Source organism: Streptomyces sp. NPDC006529 (assembly GCF_040611795.1).
Lineage (GTDB): Bacteria > Actinomycetota > Actinomycetes > Streptomycetales > Streptomycetaceae > Streptomyces.
Genome location: NZ_JBEXPB010000029.1, coordinates 1 through 20,255, shown reverse-complemented (window position 1 = coordinate 20,255; position 20,255 = coordinate 1). Strand labels below are relative to the sequence as shown.

The window sequence follows — 20,255 nt, the reverse complement described above, 5'->3', positions numbered from 1 at the left end:
ACACGGCATTAGCATGGGAAGCCGAACTTCGGTGACAGCATTGACGAGCGGCAGCGAACCCGGTCACACGTCGCCGAGGAACCCAGGATCGGACGGCCCCATCTGCCGGGCGAAGTCCGCAGCGACTCCGATGACCTCGCGCATCGGCACAGGCCGACGACTTGTCGCCGCGAGATCGGCATGGGCCTCCTTGGACCACAAGAACGGATACACAGAAATGCCCTGCGGGAAGGCCAGGGCCGCAGCTTCCTCACGCCAGCCAGGCCATCGCAGCCCGTCATAGAACGTTTCCAACTGGCCCGAGAACAACCAGGAGACCCACCCGGAGTGGCTCATTTCCATCGCTTCCCACTCAAGAGTGTCGGGAGCGAAGTACGTCATCTGCCCAGGTGCCCCAGGCCGGCCCACAGCCGCAGGATCGCCACCGTTCAGCGCGAAGACCCCGCCGACGACGTCGTGGCCAACGATCAGACCCGTCGCGGGATGCCAGACCGGGTCGAAATCCGCAGGGAAACGGTTGACCTGCGCCAGACTCGGGAGCCCCCCACCCGTGACCGAACCCCCGCCGAACACACGCACCCATCCGTTGTCCACGAGCAGACCGCCGGTGTTCAACGCCAGAGCACCCAGCATCGATCGTGCCGTGACCTGCATTTGCAGAAGACATCGGCGACCCTCGTCAACGTCGGCGGACAGCACCTGAACCGGTACGGAGCCCGCCGAAAGCATCTCGCGAAGCTCCGGCCACGCTGGGTCATCCGCATTGACCAACTCGTCGATCTCTCGCATCCGAGGATGGTCGCACCCTCCCTCATCGCCTCATCAAGCGGGCTGGACCACGCTGGGCTGGAAGCCGGATCGATGAATCCGACCCCCTCCCAGCCCGTCCGGCGTTTGAGGACCGGTCTGGGCGGAGCCCAGAACGCCCAGCCGCAGGTGCACACCCCACGGGACCCCACCCGCACCCCAAGGCCGACCTGCCCCCGCCCCCCGCCCCCAGGGATGCCAGTCCCCCCGGATTGGCATTGGGCCGCACCCCCCGACCCCCCCTACGGTCAAAGCCATGCGCATCCGAATCGTCGACGCCTTCACCACCCGCCCCTTCCAGGGCAACCCGGCCGGAGTCCTCCTCCTCGACGCGGCCACCGGGTTCCCGCCCGACCCCTGGCTCCAGCGCGTCGCCGCCGAGGTGAACCTCTCCGAGACCGCCTTCGCCCACCCCCTGCCCCCCGGCGGCCCCACCGACTGGGCCCTGCGCTGGTTCACGCCCACCGCCGAGGTCGACATGTGCGGTCACGCCACCCTCGCCACCGCGCACGTCCTGGCCGGCGCCGGCCTGGCCACCGGCCCGGTCCGGTTCGCCGCTCGCTGCGGGATCCTCACCACCGAGGCGGCTCCGGACGGCTCGGTGACGATGGACTTCCCGACCTCAACCCTGACCCCGCACGACCTGCCTCCCTCCCTGGCCCACGCCCTGACCGGCAGCAGCGGCAACGCCAACAGCAGCAGCGACACCCCCGCCCCGCAGATCCGCTCCGTCCACGACACCTCCCCCCACATCGGCGACCTCCTGGTCGAACTGGCCGACGAGCGCGCCGTGCGCGAACTCCGCCCCGACCTCGCGGCGCTCGCCGCCTACGCCCGCCGCGGCATCATCGTCACCGCGGCCGCCGAGGACCCCGCCCGGGGGTACGACTTCGTGTCCCGCGGCTTCTTTCCCGCCGTCGGCGTGCCCGAGGACCCCGTCACCGGCAGCGCCCACACCGCGCTCGCGCCCTTCTGGGCCGCGCGCCTGGGCCGCGACGAGCTGACCGGCCTCCAGGGCGCGGCGCGCACCGGCCTGGTCAAGGTCCGGCTCGCGGGGGACCGTACGTTCCTCACCGGGCACGCCGTCACGGTCATCGACGGCGAACTTCTCACCGCCCCCTGACCGCCCCCGTACCCGGCCCGCCCAGCCACCCGCCCGTCAGGGCATCGGCAGCCAGCCGACCTTGCCCGCCAGCAGCGCGTAGCCCCCGAAGGCCACGATGTCGAGCAGGGCGTGGGCGGCCACCAGCGGCCCGACCCGCCCCCAGCGCCGGTAGAGCAGGACGAAGACGACGCCCATCACCGCGTTGCCGACGAACCCGCCGATCCCCTGGTAGAGGTGGTACGAACCGCGCAGCAGCGCACTGGCCGACAGGGCGGCCCACGGCGACCACCCCAGGCCGTCCAGCCGGCGCAGCAGGTAGGCCAGCACGATGACCTCCTCGACCACGGCGTTCTGCACCGCGGAGAGGATCAGTACGGGGAACTTCCACCACACGTCGGGCAGCGCCTCCGGCACCACCGTCAGGTTGAAGCCGGAGGCGCGCGCCGCCAGGTAGAAGGCGAGTCCCGCGCTCCCGATCCCGGCCGCGACGAGCGCCCCGCGCCCCAGGTCCCCGCCGGGCCGGGTGCGGTCGAAGCCCAGCACCCGCAGCCCGGGCGCGCCCTCGCGGGTGAGCAGGTGGGCGACGAGGAGAACGGGGACGAGGGCGGTCGCGATTCCGAAGAGCTGCCAGGACAGGTCGAGCCAGGGGCGGCCGGGCGCGTAGGAGCCGTTGAGCGTGGCGGCCTGGTCCTTCAGGCCGCCCGGTTTGGTGAGCGAGCCGATGAAGCTGATCAGCGCCGAGACCCCGCTCGCGCCCAGCGACAGGGCGAGGACCAGCAGCGTCTCGGTCCCGAGGACCCGCCGCCCGTCCTCGCTCGACGTCCCGACCACCGGCTCCGGATCCGCACGCACGCCTGACTCCGTCCCGCCAACCCGCCATCCCGCTCCGACGCCCCCATACTGCCCCTTCGACGGCGGAAGCGGATCATCGGGCGGTACCGGACCACCCGGCGGTACCGGACCACCCGGCGGTACGGGACCGGGCGGTACGGGAGCACCGGGCGGCGCGGGCGGTCCTCAGCGTCCGGCGGTCACCGCGGCGCTCACCTCCTCCTCCGGCAGCCCGGCGGGCCAGGTGTGCACCGGGTCCCCCTTGTACATCAGCTCGGTGTAGCGGCGAGTGGTCGCCGCGAGCGCCGCCTCCCGCTCCAGCCCGGCGGCCAGCGCCCGGTGGTAGGTGTCCACCTGCCAGGTCGAGCCGTTGACGCGCCTGCGGCACCGTTCCTCGATGATCCCCAGGTAGTGGTCGCGGTCCGCGGGTTCGATCCCCCAGGCGTCCAGCCCGGCCGCCGCCATCGGCAGCAGTTCGTCGAGCACCAGCCGGACCGCCGGCACGCTCGCCAGTCCGCCGCCCCGGCCCCGGCGCGGCCAGCGCAACCGCGCGTCGATCCCGTACCGGCAGGCGGCGTCGAAGTTGGCTTCCGCCTCGGCGAACGGCAGCCGACCCCAGACGGGGCGCGGTTCGTCGGCGAGGGTGCGCACCAGCCCGTAGTAGAAGGCGGCGTTGGCCACCACGTCCGTGACGGTGGGCCCCGCGGGCAGCACCCGGTTCTCCACCCGCAGGTGCGGCACCCCGTCGGCCACCCCGTACACGGGCCGGTTCCAGCGGTAGACGGTGCCGTTGTGCAGGACGAGTTCCCGCAGCCCTGGCACCCCGCCCTCGGCGAGCACCCGCAGCGGTTCCTCCTCGTCGCAGATCGGCAGCAGCGCCGGGAAGTAGCGGACGTTCTCGGCGAACAGCTCGTACGCCGAATCGACCCAACGCTCGCCGAACCAGGTCCGGGGGCGCACGCCCTGCGCCTGGAGTTCGGGCGGCCGGGTGTCGGTGGCCTGCTGGAAGAGCGGTGGCCGCGACTCGCGCCACAGCTCGCGGCCGAACAGGAAGGGGGAGTTGGCGCCGACGGCGATCTGCACGGCCGCCACCGCCTGCGCCGCGTTCCACACGTCCGCGAACCGGCCCGGGGTGACCTGGAGGTGCAGTTGCACCGAGGTACAGGCCGCCTCCGGCACGATCGACCCCGCGGTCCAGGTCAGCCGCTCCACCCCGTCGATGTCGAGGACGAAGTCCTCCCCCCGCATCGAGAGGATCTGCTCGTTCAGCAGGGAGTACCGGTCCACCGCCGAGAGGTTGGCGGCGACGAGGTCGCGGCGCGAGATCGTCGGCAGGATGCCGATCATCACCACCCCGGCGTCGATCTCCGCGGCCTGCCGGTTGGCATAGGCGAGACTCGCGCTGAGTTCCTCGGCGAGCTGGTCGAATACCCGGCCGTCGAGCCGGTGCGGAAGTATGTTGACCTCCAGGTTGAACATTCCCAGTTCGGTCTGGAAATCGGGGCTCGCAATCCGCTCCAGTACCTGTGCATTCACCATTCTCGGCAAACCGTCGGAACCCGCGAGATTCAACTCGATCTCCAGCCCCATCATGTTCTTGGGGCGATCGAACCTCTTCTCCGCCAGAAGCCGCTCCAGTCCCTCCAGGCACTCGTGAAGCTTCCTCCGATACCGTTGCCGATCGGACAGGTCGAATCCGCCTGCCACGACCTTCTCCCCCATCGAAGCGTCCCTCCACGAGTGGGCCTGGCCCGGTCCACCCAGGCGCGCGTTACGGTCGATGATGCCCCGGCCCGGTGATCGATAACGCGGCGGGGTCACGACTGGCGGACAGCGCGCGCCGGTTTGGCCGACGGGCGCTATGGCACATTCATCTGGCAAGGGGCATCCTGCGAAGCCCCCTTCGCATTTTCGGCCGTCGCAATACCGGCACTTTCCAGCCGAGCACCCGTCGGGTAACCTCCGAGGTCAGCGCGAGATGTACGCGTGCGCGCAGCTCCGAATCCTCCGCAGCCAGACCGGTATGCGCCTTGTCCGCAATGGCCGGGACAGCTAGCCGAAACATTGCGTGAACACAGGTCGTATAAACTCCGCAAACGAGGCAGAGAGTTGGCGCGCGGCCATTGCCCCTCAGCCCCTCTCTGGCCCCAGAATGCGACAGCGCCGTCCGCACCTCCCCCGTTCCCCAGGTCTCCCAAGTGAGAGGCGACCCACCATGCCGCTGCATGTCCCTCCGGCCCCCGCGCCCGCCGTGCGCAGCGTCCTCGCGGCACTCGGTTCCCCCACCGCCGTCCACGAGGCACTCACTCCGGCGCTGCGGGCCCTCCCGGGACCGCTGACGCCCGAACTCCCCCTCCCGGTGCACGTCCTGGACCGGCTCCAGTTCCTGCCCTCGGCGGCGGGCCGGCCGCCCCGCACCCGGCTCACCGGCTGGCGGTTCCTGATCCGCGGCGGCGACCGCTTCGTGGCGGCCGCGGACACCCGGCTGACGGCGGACGGCTGGGTCTTCTCCCACTTCTTCGAGGGACCTTACGTCGCCGCCACCGAACGCGCCCTGCGTCAGGCGGAATCCCTCGGCAAGAACTACCAGCCCCGGCTGCTGTCCGTACCGGAGCTGTACATGCTGACGCTGTGGCTGCACGAGGGGGTCGGGGCCGACCCCGCCGCCGGACTGCCCGCCGCCGCGGACCTGCTCGTGCCGCTGGCACCCGCCCCGCCCGGCATCGCCCCCTACCGCCCGCACCCGGTCTCGGAACTGCTGCCCGTGCTGACCCACCGGCTCACCCGGCAGAACGCGCCGCGCCCCGAGAGCCCGCCGGTGCCGCCGACGATGGCGGCGCCCGCGGCCTGACGCCCGCGCCCCGGCCGGGTTTGCCCATTCGGCCTAGCCCGCTGGGGCCCCCTGCGAACCACCCGAAATGACAGGGGAGTTGAGCTGAACCGCCCGCACGGGTGATGCGTCATCAATCTATGAGGACAGCTGCCGGAAATCCCTGCGGACGTCACTCCGTAGGGCAACACTGGACCCTGACCACACCGATTGATACGGGGGGCGGCCATGAACGACGCATCGAGCCGCAGCACACAGACCACACCGCAGCGAAAGAACGTATCCATGTGCCAGCATCAGCCACCGTGCCCGTCAGCCGACTCCGCCGACCGGGAGGCCGCGCACCCGGTGGCCCACCACCCGGAACAGGGCTGGAGCCTGCTGTGCAACGGCGTCCTGCTCTTCGAGGACACCGGTGAGCTGCTGCCGGACGGCCGGATCATCGACCCGCACCGCCCCCTCGCGGCGGCGCACGGGGTGAAGGCCGCCTAGGGAAAGCGCCACGGGAACACGAGAGGGGCCGGTCCGGGAGACGCACTCCCGGACCGGCCCCTCTCACATGTCAGCTGGGGTGATCAACGACCCTCAGTTGTCGTACTCGTCCAGCGGAGGGCACGAGCAGACGAGGTTGCGGTCGCCGAACGCGCCGTCGATGCGGCGGACCGGCGGCCAGTACTTCTCGGCGGGGCTCAGCCCGCCCGGGAAGACGGCCTCGTCACGGCTGTAGGGGTGGTTCCACTCGCCGCCCAGCGCCGCCGCCGTGTGCGGGGCGTTGGCCAGCGGGTTGTCCGCCGACGGCCACTCGCCCGCCGCGACCCGCTCGATCTCTCCGCGGATCGCGATCATCGCGTCGCAGAACCGGTCGATCTCGGCGAGGTCCTCGGACTCGGTCGGCTCGATCATCAGCGTGCCGGCCACGGGGAAGGACATCGTCGGCGCGTGGAAGCCGTAGTCGATCAGGCGCTTGGCGATGTCGTCGACGCTCACGCCGGTGGACTTCGACAGCGGGCGCAGGTCGATGATGCACTCGTGCGCGACCAGGTTGCCCGGACCGGTGTAGAGCACGGGGTAGTGCGGCTCCAGGCGCTTGGCGATGTAGTTCGCACCGAGCACCGCCACCTGGGTGGCGCGCTTGAGGCCCTCGCCGCCCATCAGGCGCACGTACGACCACGAGATCGGCAGGATGCCCGCCGAACCCCACGGAGCGGCCGAGATCGGGCCGACGCCCGTTTCCGGGCCCGCGGTGGGCTGGAGCGGGTGGTTCGGCAGGTACGGGGCCAGGTGCGCCCGGACACCGACCGGGCCGACGCCCGGGCCGCCGCCGCCATGCGGGATGCAGAAGGTCTTGTGCAGGTTCAGGTGCGAGACGTCGCCGCCGAAGTGACCCGGCTTGGCAAGGCCGACCAGGGCGTTGAGGTTGGCGCCGTCCACGTAGACCTGGCCGCCCGCGTCGTGCACCTGGGCGCAGATGTCGGCGACGTGCTCCTCGAAGACGCCGTGGGTGGACGGGTAGGTGATCATCAGCACGGCGAGCTCGTCGCGGTACTGCTCGATCTTGGCCCGCAGGTCGGCGGCGTCGACCTCGCCGTCGTCCGCCGTCTTGACGACGACGACCTTCATGCCCGCCATCACGGCGCTGGCGGCGTTGGTGCCGTGCGCGGAGGAGGGGATCAGGCAGACGGTGCGCTGCTCGTCGCCGTTGGCCCGGTGGTACGCCCGGACGGCGAGGAGACCGGCCAGCTCGCCCTGGGATCCGGCGTTGGGCTGGAGGGAGACCTTGTCGTAGCCGGTGACCTCGCAGAGACGTTCCTCCAGCTCGGTGATGAGCGTGAGGTAGCCCTCGGCCTGCTCGACCGGGGCGAAGGGGTGCAGCTGGCCGAACTCGGGCCAGGTGACCGACTCCATCTCGGTGGTCGCGTTGAGCTTCATGGTGCAGGAGCCCAGCGGGATCATGCCGCGGTCCAGCGCGTAGTCCTTGTCCGAGAGCTTGCGCAGGTAGCGCAGCATCGCGGTCTCGGAGCGGTGCTGGTGGAAGACCGGGTGGCTCAGGTACGCGTCGGAGCGCAGCAGCCCCTCGGGCAGCGCGTCCGCGGTGGTCTCGTCCAGGGCCTCGATGTCCGCGGTGACGCCGAAGGCGGCCCACACGGCGTCGATGTCGGCGCGCAGGGTCGTCTCGTCGCAGGAGACGGAGACGTGGTCGCCGTCGACCAGGTGCAGGTTGACCCCGGCCGCGCGGGCGGCGGCCACGACGTCGGCGGCCTTGCCGGGCACCCGCGCGGTGACGGTGTCGAAGTACGAGCCGTGGACCAGCTCGACTCCGCCGGCCGTCAGGCCCGCGGCGAGCAGGGCGGCGTAGCGGTGGGTGCGGCGGGCGATCGTCCGCAGGCCGTCGGGGCCGTGGTAGACGGCGTACATGGCGGCCATGACGGCGAGCAGCACCTGCGCGGTACAGATGTTGCTGGTGGCCTTCTCGCGGCGGATGTGCTGCTCGCGGGTCTGCAGGGCCAGGCGGTAGGCCTTGTTCCCGTCGGCGTCCACCGAGACGCCGACCAGGCGGCCGGGCAGCGAGCGGGCGTGCTTGTCCTGGACGGCCATGTAACCGGCGTGCGGACCGCCGAAGCCCATCGGGACGCCGAAGCGCTGGGTGGTGCCGATGGCGATGTCCGCGCCGAGCGCGCCCGGGGAAGTGAGCAGGGTCAGCGCGAGCAGGTCGGCGGCGACGGTGACGATCGCGCCCAGCTCGTGCGCCTGGTCGATGACCGGCTTGATGTCGCGGACCGCGCCGGAGGCGCCCGGGTACTGGAGCAGCACTCCGAAGACGCCGCGCTCGGCGACCTCGGCCGGGATGCCCCCGGACAGGTCGGCGACGACGACCTCGACCCCGGTGGGCTCGGCGCGCGTCTGGATGACCGCGATCGTCTGCGGCAGCGTGTCGGCGTCGATGAGGAAGACGCCGTCCTTGACCTTGCCCACGCGGCGGGCGAGCTGCATGGCCTCGGCGGCCGCGGTGCCCTCGTCGAGCAGGGAGGCGCCGGAGGTCGGCAGACCGGTCAGGTCGGCCACGACGGTCTGGAAGTTCAGCAGGGCTTCGAGGCGCCCCTGCGAGATCTCGGGCTGGTAGGGCGTGTACGCCGTGTACCAGGCCGGGTTCTCCATGACGTTGCGCAGGATGACCGGCGGCGTGAAGGTGCCGTAGTACCCGAGGCCGATCATCGGCCTCAGGACCTGGTTGCGGTCGGCGAGGAGACGCAGCTCGGCGAGCACCTCGGCCTCGGTGCGGGCCTCGGGGAGGTCCAGCGCCTCGGCGCTCTTGATGACGTCCGGCACCGCGGCGGCGGTCAGCTCGTCCAGGGAGCCGTAGCCCACCTGGGCCAGCATCTTCGCCTGCGCCTCGGCATCCGGGCCGATGTGGCGCTGCTCGAAGGGGATGCCTCGCTCCAGCTGGGAGAGCGGAATGCGGTTGGCGGTCATGTACGGAGGCCTCCTGGTCGTACGACCTGCGAGGGGCACCACGGCGCGGGCACCCGGACGGCCTCCCCCTCTGTCATGTCAACCTGAGAGCTTCACCGGGCCTGCGGGGGTCGCCCGCGGGTCCGGCTTTCACCGTCGGTGAGGAGGGGTGGCGGAACTGCTGTCCGTCACCCGCCCTGCTTTCCAGAGTGGCCTCGTCCGTGCGGTACGTCTGCCTGAGAGATTCCGGGGAGGAGTTGCTCCTTCGGCGCCTCCGGCGAACTCGATCGGAGGACTCTCCCGCACAGGGTCAGCAGCCGTTCCCCAGCCTACCAGCGAGGATCTGGGCCCTTCCTCGAGTGGCCCCCACCGCGGAAATGCACTTTTGTAGTCATTACGGAGGAGTTGCGACCAAAAGGAGGCGACCGTGCAGACCGACATCGATCCGCGCAGCCTGATCGGCCGCAAGGCGTTCGACCGCAATGGCACCAAGATCGGCACCGTGGACGAGGTCTACCTCGACGATGCCACGGGCGTCCCCGAATGGGCCGCCGTACGGACCGGACTCTTCAGCCGGGACGCCTTCGTCCCCCTGGAACCGAGCGAGGTGGTGGGCGACACCCTGCGGGTTCCCTTCGAACGCTCCCTGATCAAAGAAGCCCCGGACTTCGGGGTCGGCCGCCACCTCTCGCCGGAGCAGGAGCTCCAGCTCTACCACCACTACGGCCTGGACGTGACCTTGCCGAGTGACTTCCACCACGGCGACCGCGAGCGCGACTTCGGCCGCCTGGCGGGCGACGAAAGCTGATCACTCCGTTTCTTCGTCTTCTTTGGCATGTTCCCCGGCCAGCGGCAGCGGATCGGACGACTCCAGTTCGGGATCGTCCACCCGGAAGGTCCGCACCCGGCCCGGGGCCGATCCCGGCTGCTCGAAGCGGACGGTCACCCTCCCCACCCCGCTGCCCTGCACCCAGCCGGGCCCGTACACCGCGTGCCGTACGTCGATCCCCGCCGACCAGCTCCGCTCCGGAGCGGGGGCGTCCTGGGTGACGGCGCCTACGGAGGCCACCGCGTCGGCGCCCCCACCCGGCCCCGGCGCACCCGCGGCCGGCCCCTGCGCATCCACTCCCGCCCTCGCCGGGCCCCCGCCGGGATCCGCCGGGGCATCTGCCCGGGCGTCCGCCTGGGTGCGCGCCTCCGCTTCCGCCTGAGCCTCCGCTTCCGCCCGCGCCTCCGCCTCCGCCTGTGCTTCGGCCTGGGCGAACAGGTCCTCCTGGGTGAAGTCGGCCAGCCCGGACACTCCGACGCCCAGCAGCCGCACCCCGCCCGTGGTGTCGACCCCCTCCAGCAGCCGCGCCGCCGCCTCCCGGACCACCGCGGGGTCGTCCGTCGGCCCCCGCAGGGTCTCCGACCGGGTCAGCGTGGAGAAGTCGTAGCGGCGCACCTTGAGCACGATCGTGCGGCCGGAGTGCCCCGAGGCCCTCAGCCGGACCACGCACCGCTCCGCGAGCCGCTGGACCTCGCCCCGGATCCGCACCCGGTCGTGCAGGTCCACGTCGAAGGTGTCCTCGACGGACACGGACTTCGCGTCCCGCTCCGCGACCACCGGCCGGTCGTCCAGCCCCAGCGCCATCCGGTACAGGGCCACCCCGTGCGCCCGCCCCGTCATCCGGACCAGCTCGTCCTCCCCCGCCTCGGCCAGCTCCCCCACCGTGGTGATCCCGGCCCGGCGCAGGTGCTCCCCCGTGGCCGGCCCCACCCCGGGCAGGGTCCGTACCGACATGGGTGCCAGCAGCTCCCGCTCGGTCCCCGGCTCGATCAGCAGCAGCCCGTCCGGCTTGGCGCCCTCGGAGGCCACCTTGGCCAGCATCTTCGACCCGGCCAGCCCCACCGAGGCGCTGAGCCCCGTCGCCGCCCGGATGTCCTCCCGCAGCCGCTCCCCCGCCGCCCGGGCCCCCGCGGCGTCGAAGGCGGCCCCACCGGCCTCCAGGTCCACGAAGGCCTCGTCCAGGCTGAGCGGCTCCACCAGCGGCGACATCGCCCGCAGCCGCGCCATCACCAGGTCGCTGACCGCCCGGTACAGGGTGAAGCGCGGCACCAGGTACGCCCCGTTCGGGCACAGCCGCCGGGCCTGGGCGGTGGGCATCGCCGAGTGCACCCCGAAGCGCCGCGCCTCGTAGGAGGCGGTGGCGACCACCCCGCGGGGCCCGAGCCCGCCGACGATGACCGCCTTCCCGCGCAGGCTCGGCTTCGCCGCCTGCTCCACGGAGGCGTAGAAGGCGTCCATGTCCAGGTGCAGGATGGTCGGGGCGGCTCTCACGCCTCCGATGCTGCCCTATGCCACTGACAACGCCCCCCGGGCGCGTCCGGCGCGCCCCCTCGGGGCGGCCACGGCGCCCGGAGGGCGGTCCACGGCGGTGGGCGGCCGTGACGCCTGCGGTCACGGCACCACGGCGTGCGGCGGCTCAGCCCGCCCGGTTGCGGCGCGCGGCCAGCTCGTCGGCCGGGTTGTGCCCGATCAGCGTCTCGCCGGTCTCGACCCGCTCGCCGTGCAGCTGGGACAGCGCCTTGTCCACGTCCCCCCACACCACGCCCACGGCGATCCCGAAGACGCCCTGACCGCCCTGGAGCAGGCTGACGACCTCGTCCGGGGAGGTGCACTCGTACACCGTCGCGCCGTCGCTCATGAGCGTCATCCGCTCCAGGTCCCGGAAGCCGCGGTCGCGCAGGTGCTGGACGGTGGTGCGAATGTTCTGCAGCGCCACCCCGGTGTCCAGGAAGCGCTTGACGATCTTCAGGACGACCACGTCCCGGAAGCTGTACAGCCGCTGCGTGCCGGATCCGCCCGCCGCGCGCACACTGGGCTCGACGAGCCCGGTCCGCGCCCAGTAGTCGAGCTGCCGGTAGGTGATGCCCGCGGCGGCGCACGCGGTGGGCCCCCGGTAGCCGATCTCTCCGGTCTCCGGCTCGCCGCTCTCCGGACCGGGCGGCACGGATCCCGGCTGACGGCGCGCGGGCCCCACCGCACCGCCGTGCAGCGCGTACGGTCCGCCCTCACTCCGTGCGGGGATGCCCCCGGTCGTACCGTCGCCCGTGATCCTCACGCCGACCCTCCGTCCTTGACCTGCCACCTCGAAGGTAGGCAGTCACCAGGGGTGCGTCAACGATCGCCACACTCGGCACGCCGAGTGATAATCACCCTGAGAGTGGTTTCCCGTATCCCTTTGCGGGGAAAGGCTACTCGAATGGGCTGACAATCCCCTGGGGACGACTCGGCCGAGACCTCACTGATTGCTGCTGCCGAAGTCCTCCGGCGAGATCTGGTCGAGGAACTCGCGGAACTTCTCCACCTCGTCCTCCTGCTCGTCCGGAATCGCGATTCCGGCATCGTCCAGCACCCCGTCGCTTCCGTAGATCGGCGTCCCGGTGCGCAGGGCCAGCGCTATGGCGTCGGACGGCCGCGCGCTCACCTCGACCCCGCTGGCGAAGACGAGCTCCGCGTAGAAGACGCCCTCCCGCAGATCCGTGATCCGGACCTCGGTGAGTTCCTCACCGATCGCTTCCAGCACGTCCTTGAACAGGTCGTGCGTCAGCGGCCGGGCAGGGGCCATCCCCTGCTGGGCGAAGGCAATGGCAGTAGCCTCCCCGGGACCGATCCAGATGGGGAGGTACCGGTCGCCTCCCACTTCACGCAGGAGCACGATCGGTTGGTTGGAGGGCATTTCAACCCGGACACCCACAACGTCGAGCTCGTTCACACAGCAACCCTAGGACCTGCCCGGCCGGTTTGGGTAGTCGGGGCCCCCTTCGTCAGTGCAGACGGACGCCGAGCGCGGTCTGCACGAGCGCTTCGTGGAGCCGTACGGAAAGGCCCGCCAGCTCTTTCAGGGTGGCCTCGGCGTGGGCCCTCGTCTGGGGGTTGCGGTGCCGTCGCAGCGGTGCGACCACCTGCTCGACCAGCCCGGCCTCCCGGTCGGCCGCGGCCTTCATGGCCCGCAGGTGCCGGGGCTCCAGGCCGAACCGGCCCAGTTCCGCCACCAGCCTGGCCACGGTGACCGCCTCGACGTCGAATCCGCCGTCCGGGGCCTCGGCGAGGAGCCCGTAGGACTCCCACTCGGCCAGCTGCGCCTCGTCCACCTGGGCGGCGGCCAGCAGCTCCGAACGGCCGATCCGGGCCGCGGCGGGCCGGGCGCGGCCGATCTCGCCCAGGACCGCGGCGACGACCGCCGCTCCGGCGGGGTCCCCGTCCCCGGGCGCGGCGGGCGCGGGGATGCGGATCTGCTCGCCCCGCTCCAGGGCGTCGAGCTGGTCCTTGATGACCTTCAGCGGCAGGTAGTGATCACGCTGCAGCCGCAGGACGCGGGCGAGGCGCTCGACGTCGTCGGCGCTGAACTTGCGGTATCCGGACGGTGTGCGCCGGGGCTCGACCAGCCCCTCGGCCTCCAGGAACCGGATCTTGGAAATCGTGACTTCGGGAAACTCGTCGCGCAGCATGGTCAGCACCGTGCCGATGCTCACCAGCCGCCCGCCCGAGCCGGCGGTGCCGTGACCGGCACCGCCCGTCGAGGTACGCAGCATGGACCTTCCCTGTGGTCCCCCCGGAGCGGTGCCCGGGGAGACGGTCAGATGCCCCGCTGGCTCGCGTAGAAGACCAACCGGTACTTGCCGATCTGGACCTCGTCGCCGTTGTGCAGGGCGACCGAGTCGATGGGCTCGCGGTTCACGTACGTGCCGTTGAGGCTGCCCACGTCGGAGACGGTGAAGAGACCGTCCTGCCCCCTGCGGAAGTCGACATGCCGCCGGGAGACGGTGACGTCGTCCAGGAAGATGTCGCTCTGCGGGTGGCGGCCCGCCGTGGTCAGCTCGCCGTCCAGCAGGAAGCGGCTGCCGGAGTTCGGGCCGCGCCGCACGATGAGCAGTGCGGAGCCCGGAGGCAGCGCTTCCACCGCGGCCTGGGCCTCGGGGGACAGCGAGGACACGTGCTGTCCGGACACCTCGGCCTCATAGGCCTCCAGGCCCGAGATCGAGATGGTGGACGTGGTCTCCGAAGCACGCTCCGGCGTCAGACCCGGCCGCAGCGGCGCCCCGCAGTTGGAACAGAAGCGGCTGGCCGCATCGCTGCGGTGACCACACCTGCTGCAAACCTGCTCGGCCGACATGGACGGCTCCTCGCGCCGCGGGTGCCCCGCGGAGGCATTGGTGGCATACGGGTCGGGGTCAAACCCTCCACCCGTACTTGAGGTTGATGGTTCACCGAAACCTATGCGTCCGGAACCGGCAGGGTCAACAGCCGACGCGCCGTACGCACCCGTTTGGTCACCCGCTCCCGCCACCTCGTCACGGAAGAGCGGCCGGTCGCCCTGCTCCTCCACGTCGCCGTGCCCGGCGCGGTGCTTGGGCGCACCGCTTGCTTCGCGGTTCTTCTTGCCGAACAACTTCTCAAACAACTTCACGGGCGATTCCCCTTGACCGAAACAGACCCGCCCGTGGGGCAGGACGAACTCCGAATACTCACACCTGCCGACCCGGACATTCTCACAACGTCCGTCACCACCAGACAGTTTCCACCACGCACCGCTTCTTCGGTGCGCCGACCCCCCGCAGGCATTCCCCCACGTGAGCCGCTCCACATCCCGCCCGGTCTCATGACGATGACGACCGAGCGTAGTCAGGCTGCTTCGCTGCCCGCAAGGCGTCCACAACGATCTTGGTCGATCGGACGACCGTAGCGGTGGCCTGTTCCTTCTCCAGCGTCTGGATGACGCCGCCGGGGATGTTGAGGGCCGGCTCCAGGTCCTGCGGCTTGCCGATCACCTGGAATTCATAGGGTTGTGTGATCTTCTTGCCGTCGATCGCAACCCCTCCGCCCTCGTCCGAGAAGTAGGAGCCCGCCACGACGCGCACGCCGTTGATCTGGATCGCCTCGGCCCCGGCCGCCCGCAGCTCCTGGATGGTGTCCAGCAGCTTGTCCGACTGCACCTGGCCCTTGGCGTCGGTGACCTTGAGCGTGATGCCCGGTCCCTGAGCCGCCACGGTACCCGCGAGGATGCCCAGTTGCCGTTCCTTCTCCACCGTCTGCTTGCGCGCCTCGTCGGCCTGGTTGGAACTGGACTCCAGCTCCTTGCGCTGGTCCACCAGCTTCTGCTTCTCGTCCTCCAGGCGCTTGGTGCGCCCGTCCAGCTCGTCGAGGATGCGCACCAGGTCCTCCTGGCGGGCCCCGCGCAGGGCGCTGGAGTCACTGTTGTGGCGCACCTGGATGGCGAGCCCCAGCCCGAGGACGAACAGCAGCAGCGCGACGATCAGTTGGGCGCGGCTCACCCGTGGCGGCCACAGCCCCGCGGCGAGCCGCTGGCGTCCCGTCTGTTCGGCAGACGCCGGTGCGGCGGCCGCCGGTTCCACGGGGCGGCCGGGCTCTGCCGACGGGGTGGGGGCGGGGGCGGCCGGCCGGTCGGGCTCGGGCGGCGTGTTCTCGTCCGTACTCATCGCCTCACGCCCGGAAGACGTGCCGGCGGATGGCCGCGGCGTTGGAGAAGATCCGGATGCCCAGGACCACGACGACACCGGTGGACAGCTGCGCGCCGACGCCCAGCTTGTCGCCGAGGAAGACGATCAGCGCGGCGACCACCACGTTGGAGAGGAACGACACCACGAAGACCTTGTCCACGAAGATGCCGTCCAGCATCGCGCGCAGACCGCCGAACACCGCGTCGAGCGCCGCCACGACGGCGATCGGCAGATACGGCTCGACGACGGCAGGCACCTCGGGCCGGACCAGAAGTCCGGCCACCACTCCGGCCACCAGGCCCAGGACCGCGATCACGATGCACCCTTCTTCTGCTCTTGTGCTGTGGCTGTCCGTACGGTCAGGCTCGACGCGGCCGGCAGCCATACCTCGTTCTGCGGGGACAGGGTGTAGCGGATCCCGTAGCTCTCCTGCAGCACGTGCAGGTACTGGCCGTCCACGCTGTCCTGGAAGTCCGTGTCCAACCGCTTCTTGTCGCCGATCGCGAGGATCTCGTACGGCGGCACCAGCGGCCTGTTGTCGACCAGTATCGCGTCACCCGCGGCCCGGATCGCCGACAGCGCCGTCAGCCGCTGCCCGTTGATCGCCACGGCCTCGGCCCCGGCCTGCCACAGGCCGTTGACGATCCGCTGCATGTCCCGGTCGCGCAGCCGGCCCGTGTCCGAGAAGCCCGCGCTCTCCCGTGGCCCGCCGCCGCCCGAGGAGGCGCCCTTGGCGTCGTCCACCGTCAGCTTGACGCCGGGGCCGCGGACCTCGGTCGCTCCGGACAGCAGGGCCAGCAGCTCGCCCTGCTCACCGCCGTGCTGCTTGAGGGCCGCGCGCTGGCGGCCCGCGACGTCGCCGCGCAGCCGCTCGATGTCCTTCTCCAGGCTGTCCGCGTGATCGTCGGCCCGCTCGACGCGGGCGATCAGCTCTTCCCGCTCCTTCGCCAGCACCGGAGCGGCTATCCGCGCCTGCGCGGCGCCCAGGGTCACGACCATGGCGGCGAGCACGAGACCGGCGGCCAGCGCCAGTTTGGCCTTGAGGTTGCGCGGCAGACCCGCCGTGCCGTCCGCCTCGCGCCGGGCCGCGGCTTCCGCGTAGCCCTCGTCGAGACCGTGGTCCATCACGTGCGTCAGCAGCGACATGGAGGCGTCCGGGCGCGCGGGCGGTTTCGCCGAACTCCGGTTGGTGGGCGGCTGCGACATGCCGCACATCGTCGCATGTCACACCGGCCGACACCGAATGCTGCCGTCCGCCGGGCCGGGAACCACGCCACGTGGCCCCGGCCCGGCGGATCGGGCTAGTTGCCCGCGCCGTCGAGGACGGCCGCCCACTCGTCGAGCAGGGCCTGCGCCGACGCGTCATCGGGCCCTTCGGCCCACAGGTGCGTCACCGCCTCCGCCGGGTCCGGCAGGACGAGCGCCCAGCGCCCGTCCGCCTCGACCACGCGGACGCCGTCGGTCGTGTCCACCTGCCGGTCCCCGGCGGCCTCCACGACCCGCCGCATGACCAGGCCCTTGACCGCCCACGGCGTCGGCACGTCCCGCTTGAGGACGTGCGCCCGCGGGATCCGCGCGTCGATCTGACTCAGCGTGAGCTGCGTCCGCGCCACCAGCCCGATCAGCTGGACGAAGGCCGCCGACCCGTCGAAGACGCTGCTGAACTCCGGAACGATGTATCCGCCCCGGCCGTCTCCGCCGAAGATCGTGGTCTCCGCCCGGCCCACCCGGGTCAGGTCGTCCGGCGAGGTCGTCGTCCACTCCACCTGGGTGCCGTGGTACGCCGCCACCTGCTCCGCGATGCGGGTCGTGGTCACCGGCAGCGCCACCCGGCCACTGCGCCGCTCCGCGGCGACCAGGTCCAGCAGCACCAGCAGCGCCCGGTCGTCCTCGATGATCCGGCCCCGCTCGTCGACGAGCGAGATCCGCTCGCCGACCGGGTCGAACCGCACGCCGAAGGCCGCGCGCGAGGAGGCCACGATCTCCCCCAGCCGCACCAGTCCGGCCCGCCGGGACTCCGCGGTCTCGGTCGGCCGGGACTCGTCGAGACCGGGATTGACCGTGAGCGCGTCCACCCCGAGCCGGCCCAGCAGGCTGGGCAGCACGAGTCCGGCGCTGCCGTTGGCCGCATCCACGACCACCTTGAGCCCGGAATCGGCGACTCCGGAGGTGTCGACGTGCCGCAGCAGCGAGCCGGTGTAGGAGTCGAAGACGCTCGACGGGAACTGCAGGTCGCCGATCTCGCCCGGGAAGGCACGCCGGTACTCCTGGCGCGCGTACACCCGGTCGAGCTTGCGCTGCTGCCCCTGCGAGAGGTCCGCCCCGCGCTCGTCGAGGAAGATGATGTCCACCGAGTCGGGCACGCCGGGCGAGGTGCGCAGCATGATCCCGCCCGCGCCGCCGCGCGCGGTCTGCTGCCGCGCGACCGGCAGGGGGACGTTCTCCAGGTCCCGCACGTCGATGGCACTGGCCTGCAGCGCCGAGATCATCGCGCGTTTCAGCGCACGCGCGCCGCGGGAGTGGTCTCGGGCGGTGGTGACCATCGCCCCCTTCTTCAGCGTGGTCGCGTAGGCACCGGCGAGCCGGACGCACAGCTCGGGGGTGATCTCCACGTTCAGGATCCCGGAGACCCCGCGCGCACCGAAGAGGTGCGCCTGGCCCCGCGACTCCCAGATGACCGAGGTGTTGACGAAGGCGCCCGCCTCGATCGTCTTGAAGGGATAGACGCGCACGTTGCCCTGGACGATCGATTCTTCACCGATCAGGCACTCGTCGCCGATGACGGCGCCGTCCTCGATCCGGGCGGCCCGCATGATGTCGGTGTTCTTGCCGATGACACAGCCGCGCAGGTTGCTGTGCGGCCCGATGTACACGTTGTCGTGGATCACGGCCTTGTGCAGGAACGCCCCGGTCTTGACGACCACGTTCGAGCCGATGACCGAGTGCTCCCGGATCTCGACCCCGGCCTCGACCTTGGCGTAGTCACCGATGTACAGCGGCCCGCGCAGCACCGCGTCGGGGTGCACTTCGGCGCCTTCGGCGATCCACACCCCGGGGGAGATCTCGAAGCCGTCCATGTCGACCTGGACCTTGCCCTCCAGGACGTCGGCCTGGGCCTTGACGTAGCTCTCGTGGGTGCCGACGTCCTCCCAGTAGCCCTCGGCGATGTAGCCGTAGATCGGCCGGCCTTCCTTCATCAGCTGCGGGAAGACATCACCGGACCAGTCGACCGGAACATCCGGCTCCACGTAGTTGAAGACTTCGGGCTCCATCACGTAGATGCCGGTGTTGACGGTGTCCGAGAACACCTGCCCCCACGTCGGCTTCTCGAGGAAGCGTTCTACCTTCCCCTCCTCGTCCACGATGGTGATGCCGAATTCCAGCGGGTTCGGGACCCGGGTCAGGCACACCGTGACGAGGGCGCCCTTCTCCTTGTGGAAGTTGATGAGGTCGGTGAGGTCGAAGTCGGTGAGCGCGTCACCGGAGATCACCACGAAGGCATCGTCCTTCAGGGCCTCCTCGGCGTTCTTCACGCTGCCGGCGGTCCCGAGCGGCTTCTCCTCATTGGCATAGGTCAGCTCCATGCCGAGTTCTTCGCCGTCACCGAAATAGTTCTTGACGAGTGACGCCAGGAACTGCACGGTGACCACGGTTTCGCTGAGACCATGCCGCTTGAGCAGCCTCAGCACGTGCTCCATGATCGGCCGGTTTGCCACCGGCAGGAGCGGCTTGGGCATGCTCGAGGTCATGGGGCGAAGGCGTGTGCCCTCACCACCAGCCATCACGACGGCCTTCATGTCGGAAGAGTCCTCCTAGAGAGACGGCGTTCTGCGCCGACCTCGCCCGTCTCGGACGGTGGCTACGCAACTCTTCCGCGTGACTCTTCCGGCGAGCCGAACTCAATCGGCCGTGGCGTCCGCCTTGACGAGACGGCGGACCTGCACCACGTACAACACTCCTGCCCACCAATAGAGGGTTGTACCCCAAACTGCGAACGCCCATCCGAAAACTGAACCCAACCAGGCGAGCCAACCGGTCCCGTCGCTGAGCAGCAGCAAGGGGAAGGCGTACATCAGGTTGAAGGTGGCGGCCTTGCCGAGGAAGTTCACCTGCGGCGGCGGATAGCCGTGGCGGCGCAGGATCCACACCATGACCAGCAGCATCAGTTCCCGGGCCAGGAGCGCTCCGGAGACCCACCACGGCAGGATTTCGCGCCAGGTGAGCCCGACGAGCGTGGACAGGATGTACAGCCGGTCCGCGGCGGGATCCAGAAGCCGGCCCAGACTGCTGATCTGGTTCCAGCGCCGCGCAAGCTTCCCGTCGAGATAGTCGCTGACGCCGCTGAACATGAGCACCAGCAGCGCCCACCCGTCGGCCTTGGGGCCACCGAACACCGGCATCAGGATGAGCCAGAGGAACACGGGTACGCCGACGAGGCGAGCCATGCTCAGAATGTTCGGGATGGTGAGGATTCGGTCCGTCTGAACCCGAGTCTCCTGGACCTCCACCCGGGGGCCTCCACTGTGAAACGTACGAACGATGCCTCCTGACCCTACAGGAGAACAACCGGACCATCCGGACCCGGAACGCAGAAAAGCCCCGCACCATAAGGTGCGGGGCTTTCCCACAATAATTGTTCGGCGGCGTCCTACTCTCCCACAGGGTCCCCCCTGCAGTACCATCGGCGCTGAAAGGCTTAGCTTCCGGGTTCGAAATGTAACCGGGCGT

Annotated in this window: 18 protein-coding genes, 1 rRNA gene and 1 riboswitch; of the genes, 4 read left to right on the top strand and 15 right to left on the bottom strand. The window is 70.8% G+C overall.

Annotated elements, in window-relative coordinates; translation table 11 throughout:
• Positions 1–63: 63 nt before the first annotated feature.
• The gene (locus tag ABZY31_RS20405) at positions 64–789 is read right to left on the bottom strand and encodes a DUF2625 domain-containing protein (protein ID WP_356412330.1); all 726 of its coding nucleotides are present in this window, start codon (positions 787–789) and stop codon (positions 64–66) included.
• Positions 790–1,063: 274 nt separating this feature from the next.
• Here ABZY31_RS20405 and ABZY31_RS20400 point away from each other — a divergent pair, with 274 nt between their 5' ends.
• The gene (locus tag ABZY31_RS20400; RefSeq protein WP_356412328.1) at positions 1,064–1,930 is read left to right on the top strand and encodes a PhzF family phenazine biosynthesis isomerase; all 867 of its coding nucleotides are present in this window, start codon (positions 1,064–1,066) and stop codon (positions 1,928–1,930) included.
• Between the two features lie 36 nt (positions 1,931–1,966).
• On the opposite strand, the gene ABZY31_RS20395 is transcribed toward ABZY31_RS20400, so the two are convergent.
• Together ABZY31_RS20395 and ABZY31_RS20390 are read right to left on the bottom strand one after the other, a co-directional pair.
• On the bottom strand, positions 1,967–2,764 hold the full coding sequence (locus ABZY31_RS20395) for a type II CAAX endopeptidase family protein (RefSeq protein ID WP_356412326.1): 798 nt from the start codon (positions 2,762–2,764) through the stop codon (positions 1,967–1,969).
• A gap of 165 nt (positions 2,765–2,929) precedes the next feature.
• Complete coding sequence (locus ABZY31_RS20390) at positions 2,930–4,465, bottom strand: glutamate-cysteine ligase family protein (RefSeq protein ID WP_356412324.1); 1,536 nt, start codon at positions 4,463–4,465, stop codon at positions 2,930–2,932.
• 493 nt (positions 4,466–4,958) lie between these two features.
• Between ABZY31_RS20390 and ABZY31_RS20385 the strand changes: the two genes are divergently transcribed.
• Together ABZY31_RS20385 and ABZY31_RS20380 are read left to right on the top strand one after the other, a co-directional pair.
• Positions 4,959–5,594 (top strand): hypothetical protein, encoded by a 636-nt coding sequence (locus ABZY31_RS20385; protein WP_356412323.1) that lies wholly within the window; start codon positions 4,959–4,961, stop codon positions 5,592–5,594.
• Positions 5,595–5,858: 264 nt separating this feature from the next.
• Positions 5,859–6,065, top strand: coding sequence for a DUF5999 family protein (locus tag ABZY31_RS20380; protein ID WP_356412321.1), 207 nt, complete (start codon positions 5,859–5,861; stop codon positions 6,063–6,065).
• A 93-nt stretch (positions 6,066–6,158) separates the two neighbouring features.
• Here ABZY31_RS20380 and gcvP read toward each other — a convergent pair whose 3' ends face one another.
• Positions 6,159–9,044, bottom strand: coding sequence for an aminomethyl-transferring glycine dehydrogenase (gcvP, locus tag ABZY31_RS20375; RefSeq protein ID WP_356412319.1), 2,886 nt, complete (start codon positions 9,042–9,044; stop codon positions 6,159–6,161).
• Between the two features lie 193 nt (positions 9,045–9,237).
• Positions 9,238–9,336, bottom strand: a riboswitch (glycine riboswitch).
• Positions 9,337–9,450: 114 nt separating this feature from the next.
• Here gcvP and ABZY31_RS20370 point away from each other — a divergent pair.
• Entirely contained in the window at positions 9,451–9,831 is a 381-nt protein-coding gene (locus ABZY31_RS20370) for a PRC-barrel domain-containing protein (RefSeq protein WP_356412317.1), read from the top strand.
• Here ABZY31_RS20370 and ABZY31_RS20365 read toward each other — a convergent pair whose 3' ends face one another.
• From ABZY31_RS20365 to rrf, 11 genes are all read right to left on the bottom strand, one after another.
• Positions 9,832–11,343 carry a DNA polymerase IV gene (locus ABZY31_RS20365; protein WP_356412315.1) on the bottom strand — a complete coding sequence of 504 codons (1,512 nt, stop codon included), beginning with the start codon at positions 11,341–11,343 and terminating at the stop codon, positions 9,832–9,834.
• 145 nt (positions 11,344–11,488) lie between these two features.
• Complete coding sequence (locus ABZY31_RS20360; protein WP_356412313.1) at positions 11,489–12,127, bottom strand: MerR family transcriptional regulator; 639 nt, start codon at positions 12,125–12,127, stop codon at positions 11,489–11,491.
• Positions 12,128–12,307: 180 nt separating this feature from the next.
• Entirely contained in the window at positions 12,308–12,781 is a 474-nt protein-coding gene (locus ABZY31_RS20355; RefSeq protein ID WP_283461037.1) for a bifunctional nuclease family protein, read from the bottom strand.
• Positions 12,782–12,833: 52 nt separating this feature from the next.
• Positions 12,834–13,601 carry a MerR family transcriptional regulator gene (locus tag ABZY31_RS20350; RefSeq protein WP_356412312.1) on the bottom strand — a complete coding sequence of 256 codons (768 nt, stop codon included), beginning with the start codon at positions 13,599–13,601 and terminating at the stop codon, positions 12,834–12,836.
• A gap of 44 nt (positions 13,602–13,645) precedes the next feature.
• Positions 13,646–14,584: an FHA domain-containing protein gene (locus tag ABZY31_RS20345; RefSeq protein WP_356412439.1), complete on the bottom strand. Its 939-nt coding sequence runs from the start codon at positions 14,582–14,584 to the stop codon at positions 13,646–13,648.
• 82 nt (positions 14,585–14,666) lie between these two features.
• Complete coding sequence (locus ABZY31_RS20340; protein WP_356412311.1) at positions 14,667–15,506, bottom strand: DUF881 domain-containing protein; 840 nt, start codon at positions 15,504–15,506, stop codon at positions 14,667–14,669.
• A 4-nt stretch (positions 15,507–15,510) separates the two neighbouring features.
• A complete protein-coding gene (locus ABZY31_RS20335) occupies positions 15,511–15,843 on the bottom strand; it encodes a small basic family protein (protein ID WP_125651314.1) in 333 nt (110 codons plus the stop codon).
• Positions 15,840–16,742, bottom strand: a complete 903-nt coding sequence (locus tag ABZY31_RS20330; protein ID WP_356412309.1) for a DUF881 domain-containing protein — start codon at positions 16,740–16,742, stop codon at positions 15,840–15,842. The genes ABZY31_RS20335 and ABZY31_RS20330 overlap by 4 nt, the downstream gene beginning before the upstream one ends.
• 86 nt (positions 16,743–16,828) lie before the next feature.
• Complete coding sequence (locus ABZY31_RS20325; protein WP_356412307.1) at positions 16,829–19,324, bottom strand: mannose-1-phosphate guanyltransferase; 2,496 nt, start codon at positions 19,322–19,324, stop codon at positions 16,829–16,831.
• 102 nt (positions 19,325–19,426) lie between these two features.
• Positions 19,427–20,035 carry a CDP-alcohol phosphatidyltransferase family protein gene (locus tag ABZY31_RS20320; protein ID WP_356412305.1) on the bottom strand — a complete coding sequence of 203 codons (609 nt, stop codon included), beginning with the start codon at positions 20,033–20,035 and terminating at the stop codon, positions 19,427–19,429.
• A 127-nt stretch (positions 20,036–20,162) separates the two neighbouring features.
• Positions 20,163–20,255 (bottom strand): 5S ribosomal RNA (rrf, locus tag ABZY31_RS20315); the annotation flags it as partial.